Genomic DNA, 22511 nt, shown 5'->3' on the forward strand with positions numbered 1-22511 from the left:
GTCATTCTCCGTCCTCCAGGAAGCGGTCGCGGCCCGCGTACAGGCCGGTGAGGAGCTGCGCGACCAGCACGGCGAAGATCAGTGTGTACGGCAGCGACCAGCCGCCCGCCAGCTGGTGCAGCACGCCGACGAGCAGCGGGCCCGCGCCCGCGATGAGGTAGCCGGCGCTCTGGCCGAACGCCGACAGCGCGGCCGTGGTCTCCGGCGTACGGGTGCGCAGGCCCAGCATCATCAGCGCCAGCGGGAACGACCCCATCCCGACGGCGATGAACAGCACCCACGCGGGCGCCCACGACACCGGCCCGATCCAGAGCCCGAGGAAGCCGGCCGTGTAGAACGCGACGAGGCCGACCACGACCGGACGCTGGTCCCGGAACCGAGAGGCGACCATGGGCACGACGATCGAGACCGGGATGTTCAAGGCGGTGAACACGCCGAGGATCAGCCCGGCCTGCGAGGTGGTGTAGCCGCCGTCGACGAGGATGGTGGCGAGCCAGCCGAACATGATGTACGCGATCATCGCCTGGGTGCCGAAGTAGATCGCGATCATCCAGGCCAACTTGCTGCGGAGCATCCGCCGGAGGCCCGCGTCCCCGCCGGCCGTGTCCCGCTCCGGCTCACTGCGCAGCAGGGCGAGCCACGGAATGGCGGCGACGGCGGCCAGGGCCGCCCACACGCCGAGCGCGATGTGCCAGTCCCCCGAGGCGCGCTCGATCGGCACGGTCGCGGCGGCGGCCAGCATGGTGCCCGCCGCCAGCGCCGTGGTGTAGACGGTGGTCATGATCCCGGTACGGGCCGGGAAGTGGCGCTTGATCAGCGTCGGGATGAGCACGTTGCCGACGGCGCCGCCGGACAGCGCGACCGCGCTGCTCAGCAGGAACACCGGGGCCGAGTCGACCAGCGACCTGATCAGCAGGCCGGCGCCGAGCGTGACGAGGGCCAGGAGGAGCAGCCGGTGCTCTCCGATGCGGCGGGCGAGCGCCGGGGTCACCGCGCCCACGCCGGCGAAGGCCAGGACGGGGAGCGTGGTGAGCAGACCGGTGCCCACGCTGGACATGCCCAGTGCGCCCGCGAGCTGGTCGAGGAGGGGGCCGACGCTGGTGACGGCGGTGCGGAGGTTGAGTGCGGCGAGGACGATCCCCAGTACGAGGAGCCAGGCGAGGGGGGTGGTTCTTCCTCTGGACTCTTGGGCGAGCACACTCATGTGGGGGAGGTCCTCCACTCATCAAATCATGGGACGAATCACCACCTTAACAGGACCGAAACATGCATTTATTCCTGACCCCAGGGGTACTGCGACATCAGGCAGGCCGCCCGCGCTGAACGCGCGGGCGGCCGGTGCACAAGATGCGACGCGACAGCGGCTGGTGCTGTCACAGGACCGGGCGCGGGCCCTCCGGGGGCTCGTTGCGGGGCGGGACGGGGCCGGGCGGGGGCAGCGTGTCGGAGGGCGGGAAGGTGTCGCCGCCGACCGTGCCGGGCGGGACCGGCTGGTCCGAGCCGTACGTGGAGCCGCGCTGGTGTGGGCCGGGCACGTCGCCGCGCCAGCCGCCGGTCTCCCCGCCGCGCGACTCGATGAAGGTCTTGAACCGCTTCATGTCGCCCACCACGCGCATGCGGACCAGCTGCAGCCAGTCGCCGGCGGTCTCGACGAAGCCCTCGGGGTCGTACTCCATCTGGAGCGTGACCCGGGTCCGGTTGTCGTCGATCCGGTGGAAGGTGACCACGCCGGCCTGGTGCGGCTTGTCGGTGGTGCGCCAGGCGATGCGCTCGTCCGGGTGCTGCTCGGTGATGTCGGCCTCGAACTCGCGCCGCACCCCGGCGATCTCAGCCACCCAGGCGGTACGCGTGTCGGTGAGCTGTTTGACCGACTCCACGCCTTCCATGAATTCGGGGAAGCTCTCGAACTGCGTCCACTGGTTGTAGGCCACCCTGATGGGGACCTCGACGTCTTCTGAGTGCTCGATGGTGCTCATGGCGTCTGCAACTGCCCGGGCACGCGGCAGGCTAACGCCTTCGGCGCAGCAGCCAGTAGAGCCCGACGAGCGGCAGCACGAGCGGGATGAACAGATAGCCCCTGCCGTACACGGACCAGACCGTCTCGTCGGGGAAGGCCGCCGGGTCGAGGAGGCTGGCGGTGCCGATGACGAGCACGCCCGCCAGCTCGATGCCGAGCGCGACCAGCGCGAGGCGCCGCGCCCCGCGCCAGAGCGCGACCGTGAGCAGGATGTAGACCAGAGCCGCGAACGCCGACAGCGAGTACGCCAGCGGCGCCTCGCCGAACCTGGTCGCGATCTGCACGGCGGCCCGCGCCCCAGCCGCCAGCGAGAACAGCCCGTAGACGGCGATCAGCGCGCGCCCGGGGCCCGTGCCGATGGCCGAGGCGGCGCCCCGGCCGTCCCGGTGCGACGCGGTCACGCCACTCCCTGCCAGATCTGCAGCAGCCGCCCGGTCATCACCGCGATCGCGAAGCCGGCCACGACCAGGATCGCCGACCCCCACCTGGACCGCTCGGCCAGTGCCAGGAACACCCCGGCGGGCGGGATCACGACCTCGCCGGCGAGGTAACCCCACAGCGTGGCCTTGTCATCAGGCCCCTGGCCGCCGGCCACCGCCACGATCACGAACCCCAGCTGCACCAGCACGGCCACCTCGAGCAGGGCGAAGCCGACCAGCAGCACCATGCCCATCGGCCGGTTGCGGATCGCGACGATCAGGCTCGCCAGCGCCAGCAGCAGCGCGCCGACGATGACGATCGTGGAGACGACGGTGTTCATCGGGGGTAAGGCTATCGCCCAGGTGTGTCGCCCCCGCTGCCGCAGCCCGTCGGGCCCACGCCGATCGCGCTCATAGGATCGAAGGCGTGGAGAAAATCCTCGTCAGCGCGTGCCTGATGGGCCGGCGGGTGCGCTACGACGGCGGCGCCAAGACCAGCTCGGACGCCTGGCTCGCCGGGTGGCGCGAGGAGGGGCGGCTGGTGCCGTTCTGCCCCGAGGTGGAGGGCGGGCTGCCGATCCCGCGCCCGGCCGCCGAGATCGAGGGCGGCGCGGGCGGGGCGGCCGTGCTCTCCGGCGCCGCCCGCGTGGTGGCGACGGACGGGTCCGACGTGACGGCCGAGTTTCTGGCGGGCGCGCGGGCCGCGCTGTCCGTCGCGCGGTCGTCCGGGATCAGGCTGGCGGTGCTGAAGGAGGGCAGCCCCTCGTGCGGCGCGCTGTCGATCTACGACGGCACGTTCAGCGGGCGCCGCACGCCCGGTCAGGGCGTCACGACCGCACTGCTGGAGCTGAACGGGATCCGCGTGTTCACCGAGGAGCACATCGCCGAGGCGGCCGAATACCTGCGGACGCTGGAGTCCTAGCGGACTCTGGAGACGTAGAAGGCCGCGCCCAGCCCGGCGGTCAGGAAGGCCGCGATCGTGCCGTGATACCAGATGAGCAGCGGGTTCGCCGCGGCGCCGCCCGGCCCCAGCCCGACCGCCATGATGCCCATGAGCACGCCGGCCAGCGCGCCCGCGTGCGTGTAGATCAGCCCGTCCCAGGCCCACGTCGTGGCCGCCAGCGCGCCGTAGGCCCCGGCGAGCAGCGCGGCGCCGCACAGCGTCTCCACGATCACGGCCGGGGCGATCACGGGCTGGCGCAGCGGGCCGAGCGTGGTCCCGGTGTGCAGCAGCGCGGCCGTGAAGAAGACCGCAGCGTACGTCACGGAGAGCCAGCCCAGGGCTTTGCGCAGTGCGTGCATGCTCACCACGTTCGCACTCGGACGAGGCCCGGCCATCGTCCCCGGGGAGGCGGTCGCCGTACCACATCCGCAGTACGGCGTCAGTATTCCCAGGTGTCGGTGCGCCGCTCGTGGCCGATGCAGAACACGCCCGTGCCGTGCTGTCCCTTGGCGAGGTCCACCCTGATCCAGCCGTCGGCGCGGGCCACCTTGGCGGTGTAGCCGCTGACCGGGGTGGCCGACACCAGGCGGCAGCCGTCCGGCCCGATCCTGAACGCCACCTCCCCGCCCTTGACCGTCACCACCTTGAGCGATCCCGGCCCCGCGGCGGGGGTCGGCGCGGGTTTCGGGGCGACCGGCTTTCTCGTGGTCCGGCGCGGCGCGGGGGTCTCGGGCGCGGGCGTCTCCGGCGCGGGGACGCCGGCACCCGCCGTCCGGGCGGCGAACGGCTGGACGGCGACGTCGTCCACGAACTCGCTGCGCAGCACCCCGCGTACTCCGAACCAGGACACCGACACGGCGACCGCGGTGGCACCGCACCAGATCGCAACGTATCGAAGAGCCCGACGCATGGGAGGAATTATGTACGGTTGGGGCGCATGGCGACGGTTCTCGTAGTAGAAGACGACGAATTCGTCAGATCAGCGATCATCCACGAGCTCGACCGGCGGCAGCACGCCGTCCGCAGCGCGGGCTGCGCGCTGGACGCGCTCAGGGAGATCTCCCAGCGTCCGCCGGACGCCGTCATCCTGGATCTCGGCCTGCCCGACCTGGACGGCTCCGAGGCGCTGCGGATGGTGCGCGGGATCTCCGACGTGCCGGTCATCGTGGCGACGGCCCGCGACGACGAGGCCGAGATCGTCCGGCTGCTGCGGGCCGGAGCCGACGACTACCTGGTCAAGCCGTTCTCCGGCGACCACCTGAGCGCCCGGCTGGACGCGGTGCTGCGCCGCGCCAGGTCGGCGCCCGCGCCCCAGACGCTCCGGGTGGGCGGCCTGGTCGTGGACGTGGGCCGGCGTGAGGCCGCGCTCGACGGCGGGGCTCTCTCGCTGACCAGGCGCGAGTTCGACCTGCTCGCCTACCTCGCCGCCCGCGCCGACCGGGTGGTGACCCGCAAGGAGCTGCTGGCGGAGGTCTGGCGGCTGTCGTACGGCGACGACCAGACCATCGACGTGCACCTGTCGTGGCTGCGGCGCAAGCTCGGCGAGAGCGCCTCCCGGCCGCGTTACCTGCACACCGTCCGCGGCGTCGGCGTCATGCTGTCGGCGCCCCGGTGAGCGGGCCGCGATGAGGCGGACGCTCGCCGTCCTGATGGTCGCGGTCACCTCGATGGTGGCGCTGGCCTTCCTCGTACCGCTCGCGCTGATCGTCAGGGAGACCGCGCAGAGCAGGGCGCTGGCCGGGGCCGAGCGGCAGGCGTCCGCCCTGGTGCCGGTGCTGGCGCTGACCACCAGGAGCGCCGATCTCGGCCATGCCATGGCCCGCACGGAGGCGGGGCGGCGCGGCCTGCTGGCCATCCACGTCAAGGGCGGCGCCACGGCCGGGACCTCCCGCGCGCCGGCCGCCGAGGTGGCCAGGGCCGCCACCCAGACCCGGGCCGGCACGGTGGAGTTGCCCGCTGGGTACGCACTGCTGCGGCCGGTCGCGCTGGACGGCGACCGGGGCGCGGTGATCGAGGTGTTCGTGCCCGCCGACGACCTCAACCGGGGCGTCTTCTCCTCGTGGGCGGTGCTGACCGGCGTGGCCGTGGTGCTGGTGGCCGGGTCGGTGCTGGTCGGCGACCGGCTCGGGGCGCGGGTGGTACGGGCGGCGCGCCGGCTCGGCACGGCCGCGTCCGCGCTGGGGTCCGGCGACCTGAGCGAGCGCATCTACCCCGACGGACCGCCCGAGCTGCGGGCGGCGGCGACCGCGTTCAACTCCATGGCGAACCGGGTCACGCACCTCCTTGCCGCCGAGCGCGAGATGGCGGCCGACCTGTCGCACCGGCTGCGCACGCCGCTCACCGCGCTCCGGCTCAGCCTGGACCACCTCGGGCCTCAGGCAGAGCCCAGCAGGCAGGCCCTGGCCAGGCTGGAGGGCGAGGTCGACACGATCATCGCGGCGGCCCGGCGGCGGCCGTCGGCGCGGGCGGCGCGCTCGTGCGACGCGGCGGAGGTGCTGCGCGAGCGGCTGGCGTTCTGGTCGGCGCTGGCCGAGGACCAGGGGCGGCCGTGGGAGCTGGCCGGCGCGACGCTGCCGGTGCGGGTGCCGGTGCCGGCGAGCGAGCTGACGGCGGCGGTGGACGCGCTGCTCGGAAACGTGTTCCGGCACACGGAGGAGGGCACGGCGTTCAGCGTCACGTTGCACGAGGGACAGGAGACGGTGGGCGTCGTGATCGCGGACGCGGGCCCCGGCATTCCGGACCCGGAGGCGGCGCTGGAGCGGGGCGCCAGCGGCAGCGGGTCCACCGGGCTCGGGCTGGACATCGCGCGCAGGCTGGCGGAGTCCACCGGCGGCACGTTGCGGCTGGACCACTCGTCGCTGGGCGGGGCGGAGGTGCAGCTGTGGCTCCACAAGCGCCCTGAAAAGGCGCCTAAGCCAACCTTAAAGGGCATTTAAGCCCGCTATTTCGCCGTATCGCCTAGTCCAGGGTGATCTGCATGCAGATCAACCGCAAGGCGTTCGTCGCCACCACCCTGACCGCCCCCACCCTGCTCGTGCTCGCCGTCGCCCCCGGCACGGCCTCCGCGCACGGCACCATGAGCAATCCGCCCAGCCGCACCATGGTCTGCTACAGCGAGGGCCCGGAGAGCCCGAAGTCGGCCGCGTGCAAGCAGGCCGTCGCGATGGGAGGCACCCAGCCCCTCTACGACTGGAACGAGGTCAACATCGCCGACGCGGCCGGCCGGCACCGCCAGATCATCCCGGACGGCAGGCTGTGCAGCGCCGGCCGGGACAAGTACCGGGGCTTCGACCAGGCCCGCGCCGACTGGCCGGCCACGTCCATGACGAGCGGGGCATCCCACACGTTCAGGTATCGGGCGACGGCTCCGCACAAGGGCGGGTTCGAGCTGTACATCACGAAGGACGGCTACGACCCGGCCAAGCCGCTGAAGTGGTCGGACCTGGAGGCCAGTCCGTTCCTCACCGTGCAGAACCCGGCGGTGGCCGACGGCTTCTACACGATGACCGGCAAGCTGCCCGCCAAGCGGGGACGGCACCTGATCTACGCGATCTGGCAGCGCAGCGACAGCCCCGAGGCGTTCTACTCCTGCTCGGACGTGGTCTTCGGGCAGAGCAACCCGTCTCCCGCCCCGACGCCCACCGGGACGCCGACGGCGACCCCGCAGCCCACGCCGACCGCCACCCCGAAGCCCGGGGAGGGCGCTCTGGCGGCCGTCGACGCGGGCGTCGGAGTCTCCCCCGCGGCCGTCGCCATGGGACAGCAGGTGAAGGTCACCGCGGCGTGCGGCGGCTCCCAGGTGAGCGCCGTGGTCTCGAACGCGTTCGCCACGCCGCGCAGCCGTCCTGGCACGCCCGCAGCCGTGTGGTCGCCGAGCCTGAAGACGGCCAAGGCCGGCACGTTCCCCGTCACGGTCCGCTGCGCGAACGGCGGCGTGGCCAGGACCACGCTCACCGTTTCTCACCACTGACCGGTAAATACCGACCGGAAAATACAGATCGGGAAAAACGACGGTATTTCGGGAAACTTTCCCGGCCTCTCACAAGTCGTAGAGGTGGGGCTCGGATATTCATCCGCAACGGGGAAAGGGACTCGGCAATGCCAGTCGACCTGAACAACGCACGACCCCTGGCCTGGGACTCGGCCACATTGGACGCGGACACCAAGGCGATGCTCGACAACCTCCAGCCGAACATCCTGCGCGCACACGTACGCGAGCACCTCTCCGTCCTGTTCGTCCGGTTCAACGACGCGGCCGACGGCAAGGCCTTCCTCCGGTGGCTCGCGACCACGAAGATGAAGTCGGCGCGCAAACACCTGCAGGAGGTGCGCGACTTCGCCGCGAGCGGCCGCCGTGGCACACCGTACGTCGGCGTCGGCCTCAGCAGGGCCGGATACGTCGACCTCGGCCACTCGAACGACGACCTGCTCAAGTTCCGCGACAAGGCGTTCCGCGACGGCATGAAGCGGCGGATCGCCGAGGTGAACGACCCGCCGGTGGAGGAGTGGGATCGCACCTACCAGCGGGAGATCCACGCCGCCATCCTCATCGGCGACGACGGGCCGGACACGGTGGCGGCGCTGCGCGAGGAGATCCTCGGCGAGCTGCCGGAGAGCGCCCGGCTGCTCGGCGAGGAGACCGGCCGGGGCATGCGCAACCCGGCCGGGGACGGCATCGAGCACTTCGGCTACGTGGACGGCCGCAGCCAGCCGCTGTTCCTCAAGGACGAGGTGGACAGAGAGCCGAAGAAGCGCTGGAACCCGGCGTTCCCGCTGGCCAACGTGCTGCTGCCGGACCCGCTCGCGCCCAACCCGGCCCGCCACCACGGCAGCTACCTGGTGTTCAGGAAGCTGGAGCAGAACGTGCGGGCGTTCAAGGAGATCGAGCGCGACCTGGCCGACGGGCTCGGCCTGACCGGCGTCGACCGCGACCGGGCGGGCGCCATGCTCGTCGGCCGTTTCAAGGACGGCACGCCCCTGACCAGTAAGCCGAAGGCGGGCGGCGGGCCGGTGGCCAACGACTTCACCTTCGACGGGGACGACGGCAGCAAGTGCCCGTTCAGCGGGCACGTCAGGAAGACCAACCCGCGCTCGTTCGGGCGTGAGGTGATCATGGCCAGGCGAGGGCAGACGTACGGGGAGCGCACCGACGACCCGTGGAACGACTCGCCGCCCGAGGACCGTCCCAGTGGGGAGGTCGGCCTGCTGTTCATGGCGTTCAACGGCAGCCTGCGCGACCAGTTCGAATTCACGCAGCAGACCTGGGCGAACAACCCGGACTTCGAGCAGCCGGCGACGGGCCATGACCCGGTCATCGGCCAGGGCGAGCGGGACATCAAGGTCTCCTTCCCCAAGGCCTGGGGCAAGCCGGAGATGTCGCTCCCGCAGACCCAGGTGGCGCAGACGGTCACGATGAAGGGCGGGGAGTACTTCTTCGCGCCGTCGCTGGCGTACCTGCGCAATCTGTGACACCCGCTGGGGGCTCGGCGCCCCAGCGGTTCACCGGTGCGGCGGCTCCGTTCCTCCGGTGCCCTGGTCGCGAAGTGCTTCCACTGCCCGGGTGATCGAGTCGAGGTCCAGCGGGCCCTGGTAGCGGACGCCGTTCAGGAAGAGGGTCGGCGTGCCGCGCACGCCGCTGTCGCGGCCCGACGCCTCGTCCACGGCGACCCTGGCGACGTGCCCCGGCACGTCCGACCAGGGCTCGACATCCAGCTGGGCGGCGTAGTGTGCCAGGTCGGCGTCGGTGAGGAAGCGCTGGTTGTCGTAGAGGATGTCGTGCATCTCCCAGAACCGGCCCTGGTCGGCGGCGGCCTCGGAGACGATCGCGGAGGGGGCGGCCCGCGGGTGAAGGGTCCGGAGCGGGAAGTGCCGGAACACCAGCCGCACGTCGGGGTTCTTCTCGCGCAGCTCCTCCAGGACGGGATGGAGGCGGCCGCAGTACGGGCACTCAAAGTCGCCGTACTCCACGATCGTGATCCTGGCGTCCTCCGGCCCCCGCACGTGGTCGTCCGGCCCCACGGGCACGGACAGGAGCTCGGGCAGCTCCTCGCCGGGCTCGGCCTCCGGCGGCGCGCAGACCCCGCCCCGATCCCACGCCAACCGGAAGATCACCCATCCGATCAGGGCGGACAGCAGCGACCCCGCCAGGATCCCGATCTTCGCCTGATCCTGGATCGCCGTGTCGTCGAAGGCCAGGTCCACGATGAACAGCGCCACCGTGAAGCCGATCCCGGACACGGCCGCCCCGCCCAGCAACTGCCCCCACACCAGGTTTCCCGGCAGGATCCCCCACCCGAACCTGAGCGGCAGCCACGTGCCGAGCGAGATGCCGGCGATCTTCCCGAGCACCAGTCCCAGCGCCACGCCGATGGCCACCGGTGAGGTGGCCGCCGCCGCCAGGGTCGCGCCGTCGAGCCGCACCCCTGCGTTCGCCAGCGCGAACACCGGCACGATCACGTAGCTGCTCCACGGGTGCAGCCGCAGCTGCAGCCGCTCGTTCACGGAGACCGCGCGCTGGACCCGCCGTGTGGCCTCCCTGGCCGCCCGGGCGCTCGGCTCGCTCGTGAACTCGTGCACGGCCTCGCCGGCGAGCAGCAGCTTCTGGTCGGAGGGGGCGTAGACGAACACCAGCACGCCCAGCGCGATGCCGACCAGCGTGGGATGCACCCCGCTCTCCAGGGTGGCCACCCAGAGCGCGAACCCCAGCACGATGTAGGCCGGCGCCCGCCAGATCCGCAGCCACCGCAACGTGACGATGGCCGCCAGCAACGCGGCGGCGGCCAAGAGGGCGGGGACGGCCAGGCTCTCGGTGTAGAACACCGCGATGATCATGATGGCCAGCACGTCGTCCACGATGGCCAGCGTCAGCAGGAACGCCCGCAGCGGATCGGGACACCGCGCCCCGACCACGCCCAGCAGGCCCAGCACGAAGGCGGTGTCGGTGGCGATCGGCACGCCCCACCCGCCGGCGCCGGGCCCACCGAAGTTGAGCAGCAGGTAGACGCCGGCCGGCACCAGCATCCCGCCGAACGCCGCCACCGCCGGCACGGCGATCAGCCGCCGGTCGCGCAACTGCCCGAGCCGCATCTCGTAGGAGACCTCGAGCCCGACGACGAAGAAGAACAGCGTCATGAGGCCGTCGTTGACCCAGTGCCTCAGGTCCAGCGAGAAGACGGCGTCGCCGAAGGTGATGCCCATCGGCGTGTGCCAGAAGGCCTCGTAGGTGTCTCCCCAGGGAGAGTTCGCCCAGAGCAGGGCCAGGACGGTGGCCACGAGAAGCACGCTGGTGCTGCCGGCCTCGGTCCTGAAAAAGGAACGCAACATCTCGGATCTCCCCCCGGAGACCCGATCCTAGAGGGGCGGTTTCAGCTCACCGGAGGGGGCGTCGGCGGGTGCGCCGCACGATCCAGATCGCACCGGCCGTGACCACGGCCAGGGCGGTGGTCGACAGGACCAGCAGCAGCGGCAGCACGCTGGACGCGCCCGCCTGGGTCGCCGGCGGCGCGGCGGCCGTGGACGCCGCGGGCCGCGGGGTGACGACACGCGGCTCGGGGACGAGCGATAGGCCCTGCTGCCGGTCGGGCGGGCCGAGCCCGGTCGGGTCGGCGAGCGTGGGCACGCCCGCGGGCTCGCCCTGCACGTCCACGGTCAGGGTCACGGGCACCTCGACGTACGGGTCGCCGCGGTCGGTGAACAGCCGCACCCACAGGTTGTAGTACCCCGGCAGGGTGGTGTCCTTGATGAAGTCCTGGTCCGACTCCCGGTTGCGGTAGGCCACCGGCACCGACGAGCCGGTGAACGACTGCGGCTGGTCGCCGAGGGTCGGCTGCCACGCGTAGTTCTCGCGGCCGCCGAGCACGCGCGGGTTCTCGGGGCTGAGGATGGAGCTCGACAGCCGCAGCCGCGCGCCGCCCAGCGCGCGCCGGTCGCCCTCGGACAGGCCCGGGACCTCGATCCGGTACGTCAGCCGCTGCCCGTAGGCGAGCGGCACCCGGAAGTACGCCTCCTCGCCGGGGATCATGGTGTCGGTGTAGCGGCCGTCCGCGAGCACGGGGCCGTCGCCGTACGAGCCGCTGCCCGCGATGTGGGCCGCCCCTGAGGCCTGGACCTGCGGCTCCACGGTCTCCGCGGCCGTGGCGGGGGGCGGGAGGGAGCCGGCGTCGACGGCCGGCGGCTCGACGATCAGCGTGAGCTCGAGTGGGGCGGTGGAGTCGCGCACCTGGTCGCCCCTGTTGTCCACCTCGATCGTGAAGCGGCCGGCCTTCTCGCACGGGCCCCCGCCCTCGGTGATCTGGGCGTTGCCGACCACGAAGGCGCTGCCGCCGCTGGGCAGGTCGGTCATGAGGTCGCGGGTGACGCACGCGGCGGCGCCGTCCGACGGCCAGATGGACAGGCCGGAGCCGATCACGGCCCTGGCGCCGAGCGGGGTGGTCACGCCGATCCTCAGCCCGACGTACGCGGTGGCGCCGGCGGGCAGGTCGAAGGCGTAGTGACGCTTGACGTCGCCGCCCGGCGGCATCTCGTCCAGGTACGCGCCCGGCTTGAGCAGCGGCGCCGACTGCCGGTCGGGGGTGCCGGTGACCGGAGTGCCGACCGGGGACTGGCCGCGCAGGGCGCGCTGGGCCAGCCTGCGCAGGCGTCCGGCGAGCTGGTCACCGTTCTGGGCGTCGGCGTACCGGCCGCCGCCCTCCTTGGCGATCCTGACCAGCTGGCTCCTCGCGGCGTCCCGCACCCGGAAGCCGACCACGTCGATCTGCACGTCGACGCCCTTCTTCACCAGCTCCGCGGCCGTGGCGACCGGGTCGCCGCCGCAGGTCTCCTCGCCGTCGGAGACCAGCAGGATGGTCTTGGGGCCGTCGCCGGTGAAGTCCTCGGCCGCCTGCTTGAGCGCGTACGCGATGGGGGTGTCGCCGCGAGGGCGCAGGGCGGCGACCTTGCGCTTGAACGCGTCGCGATCCAACGGGGACGGGCGCAGGTGCAGATCCGTCTCCGTGCAGCCGCCGCCGTACGACCGCAGGCCCAGCAGCGCCCCGTCGGGGGCGGCGTCCACGATGCCGCCGATGGCCTTGCGGGCGGCCGCGATGCGGGTGGACCCCGACCCGTCGCTCTCCTCCATCGACCCGGAGACGTCCAGCAGCACCACCAGCTCCCCGGCGGGCTCGGCGGCGGAGGGGACGACGAAGGGGGACAACACGAGAAGAATGACCGACATGAGCCGCGACATAGCACGAAATTATTGATCAATCGGACTGGAAGAACAGGTAGAACGCGGCATCTCGGGCCAGCAGGAAGCCGACGATCGCGAGGGTCCAGCTCACCATGGAGGCCGAGTGCTTGGTCAGCCACGCCCGCAGCCGCTCCAGCTTCGGCTCCAGCCGGTGCCCGGCGATCCCGCGCAGGCCCATGAGCGCCAGCGGCGGCAGGATCATGACGATCACGTAGCCGGCGAGCAGCGGCAGCCACTGACCGGCGGCCAGGCCGGAGGTCGTCATGACGCCGACGGCCGCCAAGTACGGCACCATCGTGGCCACCTCGATCACCCCGGCCGTGAGCGCCAGCAGCACCATCACACGGGGCCCGCCCGTCCGCGGCTCGAGCCGGCGTTCCGGCTTGCCGTGCTTCGCCCGCCACTTGGGATCGAACCGGTAGCTCAGCACGAACAGCCCCACGCCGAGGGCGAGCTGCGCCCAGTACGCCGGGCGGCTGTGCAGCGCGTCGCCGAAGCTCTCCATGGCCGCCGACAGCCCCAGCATCAGCGCGACCCCGACCAGGAAGTAGAAGACCGCGATGGTGCCGAGATAGATCAGCAGCCGCGTCGCCCTCGACCGCTCCGAGGCCAGCAGCAGGTAGACGGGGATGACCAGGGTGCCGAAGCTGGTGCTGTCGATCACCGCCAGGGCGGCGAGGGTGAGCATCAGTCCGATTGTCATACAGCGATCCTGCTGGTCAGGCCGGGGTGGACGCCTCCTCCAGCGGATCGAACCTGCCATACATCCTTCGATGCACCCGTCCCGTTGACGCTACTGTGGGATACCCCTCTACGCGCGGGAGTAGCTTGATGGAGGAAACGCCCCCCTACCAACTCATCAGCATCCTCAGCCTCATCGGGGTCGTCCTGTTGGGCATCCTGCTGATCGCCGGGATCGCCCTCATGGCGGCGCGCCGACGCGAGCACGGGCGGGGGGCGGTGATCGGGATCCTGGGCTGCGTGGTGCTCCTGCTGGGAGCGTTGTTCAACGTCGCACGGGGCTTCCTGGACGGCATGCTGGCCGACCTGTTCGACTTGGGAGTGGCCTTCACCATCTCGACAGTGATCTCCTTCGGCTTCAGCCTGATCGGCACTGGCCTGCTGATCTTCGCCGTGGTGGCCCGGCGCAACCCACAGCAGCCCGCGCCGCCCCAGAGGCCGGGCTGGCAGCAACCGCAGCAGCCGCCATGGGGGCAGCCGCCGTTCCAGCAGCAGCCCCCGGGCTGGCAGGGCCCGCCGCAGGGCTGAGCCGGTCACGCTCCCCTCAGGTAGTCGCCCCAGGTGATCTCGCCGGTGGGCTGGGCCTTCGTGGTCAGGTGGCCGGCCCGGAACGCCCGGCCCAGCGTGCCGGGCACCCGCACCCGCAGCACCGGCCGCCGCAGCCCCCGGGCCCGCAACCAGCGCTCGGCGGCCTCCGCCATGGTCATCACCTCGGGTCCGCCGAAGTCCTCGATCTCCCGGCCGGGCCCGCGCTCGATCAGGGACACCAGATGACGGGCCACGTCCCTGACGTCCACCGGCTGCGCCGGGATCCCGGGATCGGCGACCAGCACACCGAGCCTGGCCATGCCGCGCAGGGCCTGCTCGATGAACTCGTGGAACTGCGTGGCCCGCAGGATCGTCCACGGCACCCCGCCCTCCTGGATGAGCCGCTCGGCCCGGACCTTCGTCCTGAAGTAGCCCCAGGGCACCCGGTCCGTGCCCACGATCGAGGTGTAGAGAATGTGTCCCACCCCTGCCTCGCGGGCCGCCGCGAGCAGCGCGGACGTGCCGTCGAGCTCCACCCGCAGCGTGTAGCGGCCCTTGTACGGCGCCGAGGCCAGGTGCACGACGGCATCCGCCCCGGCCACCGCTTCGGCCAGGCCCCGGCCGGTGGTCAGATCCGCCGCGACCCAGCGCACGCCACCGCCCGGGGCGCGCGCGGACCGGCTGGCCGCCCGCACCTCGAACCCGGCCTCGACCAGCCGCTCCACCACGACGCGGCCGAGGCGGCCGCTCCCTCCCGTCACCAGCACACATGTCATGCCATCTGGACGGGACAGCCCTCACGAGTGTGACAATGTTCGCGGAAACCCACACTCCGCAGCGTGCTCGAGGGGATCATGAACCCAGACCAGCATGACGGACAGGAGGCGGATCCCGACAAGACGGTCCGCCGCCGCTACCCCCGCCCCACGCAGCCGCCGCGGGCGGACCCGCCCGAGGTGCCCTCGACGCAGCGACTGCCGTACACGCCGGACATGCTGCCCGACGTCACCCACTACGAGACCAAGCCGCCGAGGTCCGCCTGGTGGTGGGTGGTCGTGGTGGGCGGGCTGGTGCTGCTGATCGCGGCCCTGGCCGTGGCCGCGGTCCTGTGGGTGCGCAGCACCGCCGGCGTGGCCCCGTCCACCACGCCGCGCGCGCTGGGGACCGTCACGCTCGGGTGAACTCCATGATCCAGTTCGTCTCCCAGGTCTCCCCGCCGTCCGCCGAGAACGCCTGCTCCCAGCGGGCGCGGTCCGGGCCGAGCACGGTCCAGACGAACCGGCACGGCACCCGCCTGCCCTCACAGGTCTCCTCACCGTGGAACTCGCCCCGCTCCCCCTCGAACGCGCCGACCATCGGGGAGGTGTCGAGCACCCCGCGGGTGCTGCTGGCCCAGTAGATGGACCACTGCCTCGTCTCGGGGTTGTACACGCGCACGGTCAGTCCGCTGGACCCCTTGGTCGGAAATGTGATCTCGTCGAAGCTGGCGGCCCCGTCGAAGTGCCGGGTGGCGACGGAACGGCCGGGGAACTCGTCCCATTCGTCGCTCCCGGAGAGGGGTTTCACCAGGCGGCGGTTGGTGACGTTCCAGCGGCCGGCGAGAAAGTCGAAGTCGTTCATGCGGCCGACCGTAGGCCCGGGTCACTGACAGGTAGTGTCAGCGTCTATGCGTGCCTCTCGCCTGGTTTCGATCCTGCTGCTCCTGCAGACGCGCGGCCGGATGACCGCGCAGGAGCTGGCCGACCGGCTCGAGGTCTCGGTCCGCACGATCTACCGGGACGTCGAGTCGCTCCACGCGGCCGGCATCCCCCTGTACGGCGACGCGGGCCCGAAGGGCGGCTACCAGCTGCTCGACGGCTACCGCACCCGGCTCACCGGCCTGACCGCGGACGAGGCCGAGTCGCTGTTCCTGGCCGGGCTGCCGGGCCCGGCGGCCGAGCTGGGGCTGGGCGCGGTGGTGACGGCCGCGCAGCTCAAGCTCATGGCCGCGCTGCCGGTGGAGCTGCGCGACCGGGCCGGGCGCATTCAGGAGCGCTTCCACCTGGACGCGCCCACGTGGTACCGGGAACGGGAGCCCGTCACGTACCTGCCGGCCGTGGCCGACGCCGTCTGGAACGAGCGCCGCGTCCAGGTCAGGTACCGGCGGTGGAGGGCGCCACAGGAGGTGGAGCGGCGGCTGGACCCGTACGGGCTGGTCGTCAAGGCGGGGCGGTGGTATCTCGTGGCGGCGGTGGGCGAGGACGTGCGCACCTACCGCGTCTCCCAGATCCTCGACCTGCACCCGCTCGACGAGCGGTTCACCCGGCCCGAGGGCTTCGACCTGGCGGCGTACTGGCAGGGGTACCTGGCGGAGTTCGAGGCCAGACTGCGGTGGGGCGAGGCGGTCGTGCGGCTCTCGCCGCGCGGCGTGGAGCGGCTGGCCGATCTCATGACGCCGGGCGTGGTGGCCGCGGCGCGGGAGACCGCGGAGCCGCCGGACGAGGAGGGCTGGACGCGGGTCACGGTGCCGATCGAGTCGATCGAGCACGCGCTGGCCGAGTTCCTGAGGCTGGGCGTGGACGCCGAGGTGCTGGCGCCCGGGGAGCTGCGCGACCGGCTGGCGGCCACGGCCAAGGTGCTCGCCGAGCGGTACGGGAGCGGTGGCGGCGGGAGCTGACGGCTTCCGCGCTCAGGGCCTGAGGACGACCGTTCGTCGAAAGTTTCATACCGTTCGCCGCTTGATCCATGCCGTCGTCAAGCCCACAAAGGGACACTCACGGGGACTCCACCAGGCACAGTGCGACCGTGAAACTTTCATCACACACTCGCAATGTTTCAGGCATGAGAGGAGCCCCATGAAGGTGAAAGCCAGAATCGCAGGCGCCGTGATGGCCGCGGTGACGCTGATCGTCGCGGGCCTGATCGCCGCCCCACCGGCCGCCTCGGCCCAGCTCACGGAGGTGACCAACTTCGGCACCAACCCGACGAACCTGCGCATGCACTTATACGTCCCCGACGGCGTCCCCGCCCGCCCGGCACTGCTGGTGGCCGTCCACTACTGCACCGGATCCGGCCCCGCCTTCTACTCGGGCACCGAGTTCGCCTCGCTGGCCGACCAGCACAAGTTCATCGTGATCTACCCGTCGGCGACCAGGAGCGGCTCCTGCTTCGACGTCTCCTCGCCGCAGGCGCTGCGGCACGACGGCGGCAGCGACCCGGTCGGCATCGTCTCCATGGTCAGGTACGTCCAGCAGCGCTACAACACCGACCCCGGCCGCACGTACGTCACCGGCGCGTCCTCCGGCGGCATGATGACGAACGTGCTGCTGGGCGCCTACCCCGACGTGTTCAGGGCGGGAGTGTCGTTCATGGGCGTGCCGTTCGGCTGCTTCGCCACCACCGACGGGTCGAGCTGGAACAGCCAGTGCGCCAACGGCCAGCGCATCATGACCCCGCAGCAGTGGGGCGACCTGGTACGCGCCGCGTACCCCGGCTACAGCGGCCCCCGCCCGCGCATCCAGGTGTGGCACGGCACCGAGGACTCCACGCTGCGCTACCCGAACTTCCAGGAGCAGATCAAGCAGTGGACCGACGTCCACGGCCTGAGCCAGACCCCGAGCCTGTCCGACCAGCCCCGCCCCGGCTGGATGCGCACCAGGTACGGCGGCACCGGCACCACCGTCCCGGTCGAGGGCATCAGCCTCCCGGGCGTCGGGCACAACCTGCCGCAGGGCGGGATGGCCGCCGCCGCGATCGCGTTCCTCGGCCTGGACACCGGCGGTCCCGGCCCGTCGCAGACGCCGACTCCCCCGCCGCCGGGGCCGTGCCGGGTCACGTACGCCATGAACACGTGGAACACCGGCTTCACGGCCACCGTCACGATCACCAACACGGGCACGGCGCAGCTCTCCTCCTGGGCGCTGGCCTTCGCGCTGCCCGCCGGCCAGACCGTCACCTCCGCGTGGAACGCGACGATCTCCCCCACCTCCGGCCAGGTCACGGCCAGGAACGTGAGCTACAACGGCACCCTCGCGCCGGGCGGCTCCGCCCAGTTCGGCTTCCAGGCCACCCACAACGGCAACACCTCCCGGCCGGGCGCCTTCACCCTCAACGGCACCGCCTGCACCTGACGGCCGGTCCCCCGGGCGGTGCGCGGCCTCACATCCCTGGAAGGGAATCGCGGCCCGCCGCCCGGGGTTCGCACGTGACCAAACAGGCCGGCGTCTTCGGCGCTCCTGAGGGGAGTGCGGCTCCTGGGCCACCGCCCCGCCGGACGCCGTCCCACCGGCTGTGACGGATGAGGGGCGGCCGGACCTGATCCCGGTTGCGATTGGCTTGATCATTTGTTGGATATAAGCCGTCTCGGAAGAGGTGGGAGCGCTCCCGCACGAGCGCCCTGATCGCAGCTGAAAGGCAGGCTTTGTCCCCTTCACGAACCCCGGCGTTACGAACGCGGCGTCCGGCCTTACGGACCCGGCTCGCGGCGGTCTTGGCGGGCACCGCACTAGTCCTCGCCGCCGGCACCGCGCCCAGCGCCGCCGCACCGCACCACCAGGCGGCTCCCGCGGCCACCGCACCCGCTGAGACCCGACCCACCGGTGCCGTCACCCTCGCCCTCATCACCGGAGACGTCGTCGACTACCGGCCAGGACAGGGCGGCGCCCCGTCGGTCGCCATCCGACCGGCGCCCAGGCCGGACGGCGTCCCGATCACGTTCGCCACGCTGCCCAGCAGGGACGGGGGCCATCTGGTCCTGCCCTCGGACGCCGCCTCCATGGTCGCCGCCGGGACCCTGGACGAGGAGCTGTTCGACGTCGAGACGCTGGCCCGCGACCAGCGGTCCGCGGCGATCCCGCTGATCATCACGTACACCGGCGAGCAGCCGCTCGCGCGGGCCGCGGCCGCCCTTCCGGCCGCCGAGAACGTCCGCGTGCTCGACAGCGTCAACGGCGCCGCGGTCACCGTGCCCGCGGACGGGACGGACGAGTTCTGGGCCGGGCTCCGCACCGCCAGGACCGCCTCCGGCATCGCCGAGATCTGGCTGGACCGCAGGACGGAGGCGTCACTCGACCGCAGCGTCCCCCTGATCGGCGCGCCCACGGCGTGGGAGCGGGGCTACGACGGCAAGGGCGTGAAGGTCGCCGTCCTCGACACCGGCATCGACGTCGGCCACGCCGACTTCGCCGGCCGCATCCTGGCCACCGAGAACTTCTCCGACGCCCCCGGCATCGCCGACCGGCAGGGGCACGGCACGCACGTCGCCTCGACGATCGCGGGCGCCGGGGAGAAGTACCGGGGCGTGGCGCCGGCCGCGTCCCTGCTCGTCGGCAAGGTGCTGGGGGACGGGGGCCGCGGCGACTGGTCGTGGGCGATCGCCGGCATGGAGTGGGCCGCCGAGCAGGGCGCCGACGTGGTCAACATGAGCCTGGGCACCTGCTGCGGCGACGGCACCGACCCCATGAGCCGGGCGCTGGACGAGCTGACGAAGAAGCACGGCACACTCTTCGTCACGGCGGCGGGCAACGCGTCGCACCCGCTCACCGTGAGCGTCCCGGCCGCGGCCGACGAGGCGCTGGCCGTGGGCGCCGTGGACAAGACCGCGGGCACGACCCTCGCCGGCTTCTCCAGCAAGGGCCCGAGGCTCGGCGACGCGGCGGTCAAGCCCAACCTCGTCGCCCCCGGCGTGGACATCGTGGCCGCCCGCTCGGCCGCCTCCGGCGCTCCCCCGGCGCCCGGGGACGACCGTTACACCTCCAACAGCGGCACCTCGATGGCGGCCCCGCACGTGGCCGGCGCGGCCGCGATCCTGGCCCAGCGGCATCCGGACTGGCGGGCGGGCGAGCTGCGCGACGCGCTGACCTCCACGGCGGTGCGCAATGACGCGTACAACTGGTTCGAGCAGGGCAGCGGACGGGTCGACGTGGCCCGCGCGATCGGCCAGTCCGTCTTCGCGACCTCCGTGGTCGACTTCCGCCTCCTGGGCGCATCGCGTGCCACCCGCCAGATCACGTACCGCAACACCGGCGCCGCCCCCGTCACGCTGTCCCTCTCCCTCCTCACCCGAGGCTGGAGCGGCAAGCCCGGCCCCGCCAGGGCCGTCGCCCTCGGCGCGGACAGCGTCACCGTCCCCGCGAACGGCACCGCGACCGTGGATCTCAAGGTGGATCCGGCGGCGGGGCCGATCGGGGCCTGCGGCGGCTGGGTGACGGCCGCGGGGGGCGACGACGTGCGGCTGGTGACGCCGTTCAGTTACTACACGGGACCGGCCACGCACCGGCTCGGGGTGTCGCTGGTCAACTCGTACGGGACCAAGGAGTTCTTCCCCGGCTACCAGGCCGAGCCGATCGTGTACGCCATCCCGCTGAAGCGGCCCAACAGCCCTGAGGACCCGTTCAACCCGTACGGGTACTACTACCTGCGCACGGACTTCTCGGGGCACGGCGAGTTCATGTTGCCCGCGGGCGACCACGAGCTGATCGGCGTGGCCGTCGAGAACCGGATCAGCAACCGCAACAGCTGGGTGATCGAGACCGTCACCCTGGACGGGGACGAGACGGTCACCCTGGACGCCCGCAAGACGGTGCCCATCAGGCCGGACACCCCGAAGGCGGCGGACGGGGGCGGGCAGGCGTACTACGTGCGCACGTTCACGGACCGGAATTCGCCCGTCTCCCTGTACGGCGGCTCGGTGGGCGGCGGCCACGACCTGTACGTCACGCCGGTCCGCGCGCCCAAGGCAGGCAAGCTGCGGTTGTCGCACCAGTGGAACCTGGAGCCTCCGGTCCTCGCCTCCGCGACGGCCGGGCCGGTCGGATTGCGGCCGGCGTACGACATGGACGCCCTGCGCTCGCTCGCCTCCGTCACGACATATCCCGTCATTTACGTCGGCCGGGGCCGGCCGGAGGACTTCGCCGGGGTGGACGTGACGGGCAAGGTCGTCCTGGCCGGGATCCCGGTCGAGGGCGGGGAGCGGCCGTACGTGACCGCGAGCGCCGCCATGGACGACGCCGCCCAGAACGCCGCCCGGCGCGGAGCGGCAGGCATCCTCGGCTTCCTGGACGCCGACGGCGCCCGGGCGCGGGTGCCCGCGGGCGGCCCGGCGTTCCTGCGGCTGGGCCTGAGCGCCGCCGAGGGCCGCGCCGTGCGGTCCGCGCTCGCCGGCGGCCCCGTCTCCCTGCGGCTGGAACCCTATGCGGGTCCGAAGGTGACCTACCACCTCCGCTTCGACGAGCGCGGCCGGGTGCCCGCCAAACCGGTCAAGGTCGGTATGGGAGAGCTCGTCCGGATCGACGCCGCGTACCACGCCGACCAGCCCGACACGAGCGGCTGGGAGTACGGGGAGTCGTCGACCGGAGAGGAGCCGGGGCGCATGACGTACGGCGGCTCACTGCGCATGCCGGTGGCCCGCACCGAGTACTTCGGCCCGGTCTCGGACGAGGTGACCTGGTCGCGCACGATCACCAACCACGGGCTGGACCTACGCTCCGACGACCGGTTCACGGGACACGACCGGCGGCTGACCGAGCAGTGGTTCAAGGCGCCGCTGACGCCGGGCGCCGCCGACCTGCCCGGCCGATACCCGGTCGAGGTGCCCTGCGCGCTGTGCCGGGACGGCGACCGGTTCGTGCCCGCCGAGCAGTGGCGGGACTCCGATCCGCGGCACTACAGCGGGCTGGGCCCGGTCACGTCCGCGCCCCGGTTGCTCGTCGGCGATCAGGAGGTGCCGGTGCAGGGGCGGCGGCCCAGGTCGTTCGTCGTCCCTCGGGCGGCGGGCCCGTACCGTCTGGAGGCGGTGGACACGACGGACCGCGCCCTGTCGAGAAAGGTGACCACGACCTCCCGCTTCGCCTCCACCCCGCCGCCGGTCTTGGATTCACCGCGCGGGTACGCGTGCAGCTTCGGGACGGGTTGCGCGTTCCAGCCGGCCGTGCAGCTCACGTACGACCTGCCGCTGGATCTGCTCAACCGGGCGGCGGCCGGGACCCGCTTCGCCTTCGACCTGCGGGCCGCTCCGCATTCGGCCGTACGCCGGGCGCCCGCGGTCAACCGGGTCAGGGTGGAGTACTCGGTGGACGACGGAGCGACGTGGCGCGACGCCTCCCGGGTGAGACCGCGGGGCGGTGGGCGGTTCCAGGTGGAGCTGACGCATCCGGCGCGGGCCGAGACGAGCGGGTACGTGTCGCTGCGGATCACGGCGTCGGACACGGGGGGCGGGTCGGTCACGCAGACGATCGATCGCGCGTATGCGCTGAGGTGAAACGCAACCGGCGACGGCGGCCGGGGCTCCCGGCCGCCGTCGCCGGACTCCTCACCACCAGACACCTCATCGCGCTCCTCACCGCCAGAGACCTTGTCGGGCTCCTCACCACCGGACGCCCATGACACGGCACACCCACGAGAGCCGCCGACGACACGGCAGAGGCTTCCGGGACTCGGGACCGGGGACCCGGGGACCCGGGGAACCGGGGAACCGGGGACCTCATCCACAGGACAATTCCGACACCTACCCGCCATCCCCAGAACCGGATTCACCTCCACGCCGACCCCGCCCGACCGAGCATCCTCGTACCCGCCAACCACCCCCGTCGAGAGGAAGCACGAGATGCCCGGAGGCCCGCCCACACTCGGGTTCAGCCTGATCATCTACGCCTTGGTCGG

21 protein-coding genes are annotated in these 22511 nt (G+C 72.3%); 10 read left to right on the top strand and 11 right to left on the bottom strand.

Annotated elements, in window-relative coordinates:
• Position 1: 1 nt before the first annotated feature.
• The 4 genes from ID574_RS48535 to ID574_RS48550 all read right to left on the bottom strand — a co-directional run bounded on the left by ID574_RS48535 (position 2) and on the right by ID574_RS48550 (position 2777).
• Complete coding sequence (locus tag ID574_RS48535; protein WP_336245624.1) at positions 2 to 1222, bottom strand: CynX/NimT family MFS transporter; 1221 nt, start codon at positions 1220 to 1222, stop codon at positions 2 to 4.
• A 151-nt stretch (positions 1223 to 1373) separates the two neighbouring features.
• Positions 1374 to 1976, bottom strand: coding sequence for an SRPBCC family protein (locus ID574_RS48540; RefSeq protein ID WP_188195851.1), 603 nt, complete (start codon positions 1974 to 1976; stop codon positions 1374 to 1376).
• A 31-nt stretch (positions 1977 to 2007) separates the two neighbouring features.
• Complete coding sequence (locus ID574_RS48545) at positions 2008 to 2418, bottom strand: hypothetical protein (RefSeq protein ID WP_188195852.1); 411 nt, start codon at positions 2416 to 2418, stop codon at positions 2008 to 2010.
• Positions 2415 to 2777, bottom strand: a complete 363-nt coding sequence (locus tag ID574_RS48550) for a hypothetical protein (RefSeq protein ID WP_188195853.1) — start codon at positions 2775 to 2777, stop codon at positions 2415 to 2417. The genes ID574_RS48545 and ID574_RS48550 overlap by 4 nt, the downstream gene beginning before the upstream one ends.
• Positions 2778 to 2863: 86 nt before the next feature.
• Between ID574_RS48550 and ID574_RS48555 the strand changes: the two genes are divergently transcribed.
• Complete coding sequence (locus ID574_RS48555; RefSeq protein ID WP_188195854.1) at positions 2864 to 3358, top strand: 2-thiouracil desulfurase family protein; 495 nt, start codon at positions 2864 to 2866, stop codon at positions 3356 to 3358.
• Here the strand turns inward: ID574_RS48555 and ID574_RS48560 are convergent.
• Positions 3355 to 3738, bottom strand: coding sequence for a hypothetical protein (locus ID574_RS48560; RefSeq protein ID WP_188195855.1), 384 nt, complete (start codon positions 3736 to 3738; stop codon positions 3355 to 3357). The genes ID574_RS48555 and ID574_RS48560 overlap by 4 nt on opposite strands.
• Before the next feature lie 80 nt (positions 3739 to 3818).
• A complete protein-coding gene (locus tag ID574_RS48565; protein WP_188195856.1) occupies positions 3819 to 4289 on the bottom strand; it encodes a hypothetical protein in 471 nt (156 codons plus the stop codon).
• A 27-nt stretch (positions 4290 to 4316) separates the two neighbouring features.
• On the opposite strand from ID574_RS48565, the gene ID574_RS48570 reads away from it, so the two are divergent.
• From ID574_RS48570 to ID574_RS48585, 4 genes are all read left to right on the top strand, one after another.
• Positions 4317 to 4994: a response regulator transcription factor gene (locus ID574_RS48570; RefSeq protein ID WP_188195857.1), complete on the top strand. Its 678-nt coding sequence runs from the start codon at positions 4317 to 4319 to the stop codon at positions 4992 to 4994.
• Positions 4995 to 5004: 10 nt separating this feature from the next.
• On the top strand, positions 5005 to 6315 hold the full coding sequence (locus ID574_RS48575) for a sensor histidine kinase (protein ID WP_188195858.1): 1311 nt from the start codon (positions 5005 to 5007) through the stop codon (positions 6313 to 6315).
• Positions 6316 to 6356: 41 nt separating this feature from the next.
• Positions 6357 to 7349, top strand: a complete 993-nt coding sequence (locus tag ID574_RS62315) for a lytic polysaccharide monooxygenase auxiliary activity family 9 protein (protein ID WP_188195859.1) — start codon at positions 6357 to 6359, stop codon at positions 7347 to 7349.
• 128 nt (positions 7350 to 7477) lie between these two features.
• Positions 7478 to 8848 (top strand): Dyp-type peroxidase, encoded by a 1371-nt coding sequence (locus ID574_RS48585; protein ID WP_188195860.1) that lies wholly within the window; start codon positions 7478 to 7480, stop codon positions 8846 to 8848.
• Between the two features lie 30 nt (positions 8849 to 8878).
• Here ID574_RS48585 and nhaA read toward each other — a convergent pair whose 3' ends face one another.
• Genes nhaA through ID574_RS48600 form a run of 3 tightly spaced genes read right to left on the bottom strand, consistent with a single transcriptional unit; the run spans position 8879 to position 13308 of the window.
• The gene (gene nhaA, locus ID574_RS48590; RefSeq protein WP_188195861.1) at positions 8879 to 10702 is read right to left on the bottom strand and encodes a Na+/H+ antiporter NhaA; all 1824 of its coding nucleotides are present in this window, start codon (positions 10700 to 10702) and stop codon (positions 8879 to 8881) included.
• A gap of 46 nt (positions 10703 to 10748) precedes the next feature.
• Complete coding sequence (locus tag ID574_RS48595) at positions 10749 to 12590, bottom strand: VWA domain-containing protein (RefSeq protein WP_188195862.1); 1842 nt, start codon at positions 12588 to 12590, stop codon at positions 10749 to 10751.
• A gap of 28 nt (positions 12591 to 12618) precedes the next feature.
• A complete protein-coding gene (locus ID574_RS48600) occupies positions 12619 to 13308 on the bottom strand; it encodes a GAP family protein (protein ID WP_188195863.1) in 690 nt (229 codons plus the stop codon).
• Between the two features lie 128 nt (positions 13309 to 13436).
• On the opposite strand from ID574_RS48600, the gene ID574_RS48605 reads away from it, so the two are divergent.
• A complete protein-coding gene (locus ID574_RS48605; RefSeq protein WP_188195864.1) occupies positions 13437 to 13874 on the top strand; it encodes a hypothetical protein in 438 nt (145 codons plus the stop codon).
• Between the two features lie 5 nt (positions 13875 to 13879).
• Here ID574_RS48605 and ID574_RS48610 read toward each other — a convergent pair whose 3' ends face one another.
• On the bottom strand, positions 13880 to 14641 hold the full coding sequence (locus ID574_RS48610) for an SDR family oxidoreductase (protein WP_223167848.1): 762 nt from the start codon (positions 14639 to 14641) through the stop codon (positions 13880 to 13882).
• Between the two features lie 72 nt (positions 14642 to 14713).
• Between ID574_RS48610 and ID574_RS48615 the strand changes: the two genes are divergently transcribed.
• Positions 14714 to 15055: a hypothetical protein gene (locus ID574_RS48615; protein ID WP_188195866.1), complete on the top strand. Its 342-nt coding sequence runs from the start codon at positions 14714 to 14716 to the stop codon at positions 15053 to 15055.
• Here ID574_RS48615 and ID574_RS48620 read toward each other — a convergent pair.
• The gene (locus ID574_RS48620) at positions 15042 to 15494 is read right to left on the bottom strand and encodes a hypothetical protein (RefSeq protein ID WP_188195867.1); all 453 of its coding nucleotides are present in this window, start codon (positions 15492 to 15494) and stop codon (positions 15042 to 15044) included. The genes ID574_RS48615 and ID574_RS48620 overlap by 14 nt on opposite strands.
• A gap of 46 nt (positions 15495 to 15540) precedes the next feature.
• Between ID574_RS48620 and ID574_RS48625 the strand changes: the two genes are divergently transcribed.
• From ID574_RS48625 to ID574_RS48635, 3 genes are all read left to right on the top strand, one after another.
• Positions 15541 to 16530 carry a helix-turn-helix transcriptional regulator gene (locus ID574_RS48625; protein WP_188195868.1) on the top strand — a complete coding sequence of 330 codons (990 nt, stop codon included), beginning with the start codon at positions 15541 to 15543 and terminating at the stop codon, positions 16528 to 16530.
• Between the two features lie 178 nt (positions 16531 to 16708).
• Positions 16709 to 17983 (top strand): extracellular catalytic domain type 1 short-chain-length polyhydroxyalkanoate depolymerase, encoded by a 1275-nt coding sequence (locus ID574_RS48630; protein ID WP_188195869.1) that lies wholly within the window; start codon positions 16709 to 16711, stop codon positions 17981 to 17983.
• Positions 17984 to 18342: 359 nt separating this feature from the next.
• Entirely contained in the window at positions 18343 to 22110 is a 3768-nt protein-coding gene (locus tag ID574_RS48635; RefSeq protein WP_188195870.1) for a S8 family serine peptidase, read from the top strand.
• Positions 22111 to 22511: the final 401 nt, after the last annotated feature.

Origin of the sequence: Nonomuraea sp. SYSU D8015, from assembly GCF_008065375.1 — a bacterium.
Classification (GTDB): domain Bacteria; phylum Actinomycetota; class Actinomycetes; order Streptosporangiales; family Streptosporangiaceae; genus Nonomuraea.

What these genes read in the sequence shown, in the direction of transcription:
- ID574_RS48570 (WP_188195857.1), top strand. Translation starts at nt 4,317, where the DNA reads ATGGCGACGGTTCTCGTAGTAGAAGACGACGAATTCGTCAGATCAGCG.
- ID574_RS48625 (WP_188195868.1), top strand. Translation starts at nt 15,541, where the DNA reads ATGCGTGCCTCTCGCCTGGTTTCGATCCTGCTGCTCCTGCAGACGCGC.
- ID574_RS48540 (WP_188195851.1), bottom strand. Translation starts at nt 1,976, where the DNA reads ATGAGCACCATCGAGCACTCAGAAGACGTCGAGGTCCCCATCAGGGTG.
- ID574_RS48595 (WP_188195862.1), bottom strand. Translation starts at nt 12,590, where the DNA reads ATGTCGGTCATTCTTCTCGTGTTGTCCCCCTTCGTCGTCCCCTCCGCC.
- ID574_RS48620 (WP_188195867.1), bottom strand. Translation starts at nt 15,494, where the DNA reads ATGAACGACTTCGACTTTCTCGCCGGCCGCTGGAACGTCACCAACCGC.
- ID574_RS48560 (WP_188195855.1), bottom strand. Translation starts at nt 3,738, where the DNA reads ATGCACGCACTGCGCAAAGCCCTGGGCTGGCTCTCCGTGACGTACGCT.
- ID574_RS48605 (WP_188195864.1), top strand. Translation starts at nt 13,437, where the DNA reads ATGGAGGAAACGCCCCCCTACCAACTCATCAGCATCCTCAGCCTCATC.
- ID574_RS48575 (WP_188195858.1), top strand. Translation starts at nt 5,005, where the DNA reads ATGAGGCGGACGCTCGCCGTCCTGATGGTCGCGGTCACCTCGATGGTG.
- ID574_RS48600 (WP_188195863.1), bottom strand. Translation starts at nt 13,308, where the DNA reads ATGACAATCGGACTGATGCTCACCCTCGCCGCCCTGGCGGTGATCGAC.
- ID574_RS48585 (WP_188195860.1), top strand. Translation starts at nt 7,478, where the DNA reads ATGCCAGTCGACCTGAACAACGCACGACCCCTGGCCTGGGACTCGGCC.
- nhaA (WP_188195861.1), bottom strand. Translation starts at nt 10,702, where the DNA reads ATGTTGCGTTCCTTTTTCAGGACCGAGGCCGGCAGCACCAGCGTGCTT.
- ID574_RS48565 (WP_188195856.1), bottom strand. Translation starts at nt 4,289, where the DNA reads ATGCGTCGGGCTCTTCGATACGTTGCGATCTGGTGCGGTGCCACCGCG.
- ID574_RS48550 (WP_188195853.1), bottom strand. Translation starts at nt 2,777, where the DNA reads ATGAACACCGTCGTCTCCACGATCGTCATCGTCGGCGCGCTGCTGCTG.
- ID574_RS48630 (WP_188195869.1), top strand. Translation starts at nt 16,709, where the DNA reads ATGAAGGTGAAAGCCAGAATCGCAGGCGCCGTGATGGCCGCGGTGACG.
- ID574_RS62315 (WP_188195859.1), top strand. Translation starts at nt 6,357, where the DNA reads ATGCAGATCAACCGCAAGGCGTTCGTCGCCACCACCCTGACCGCCCCC.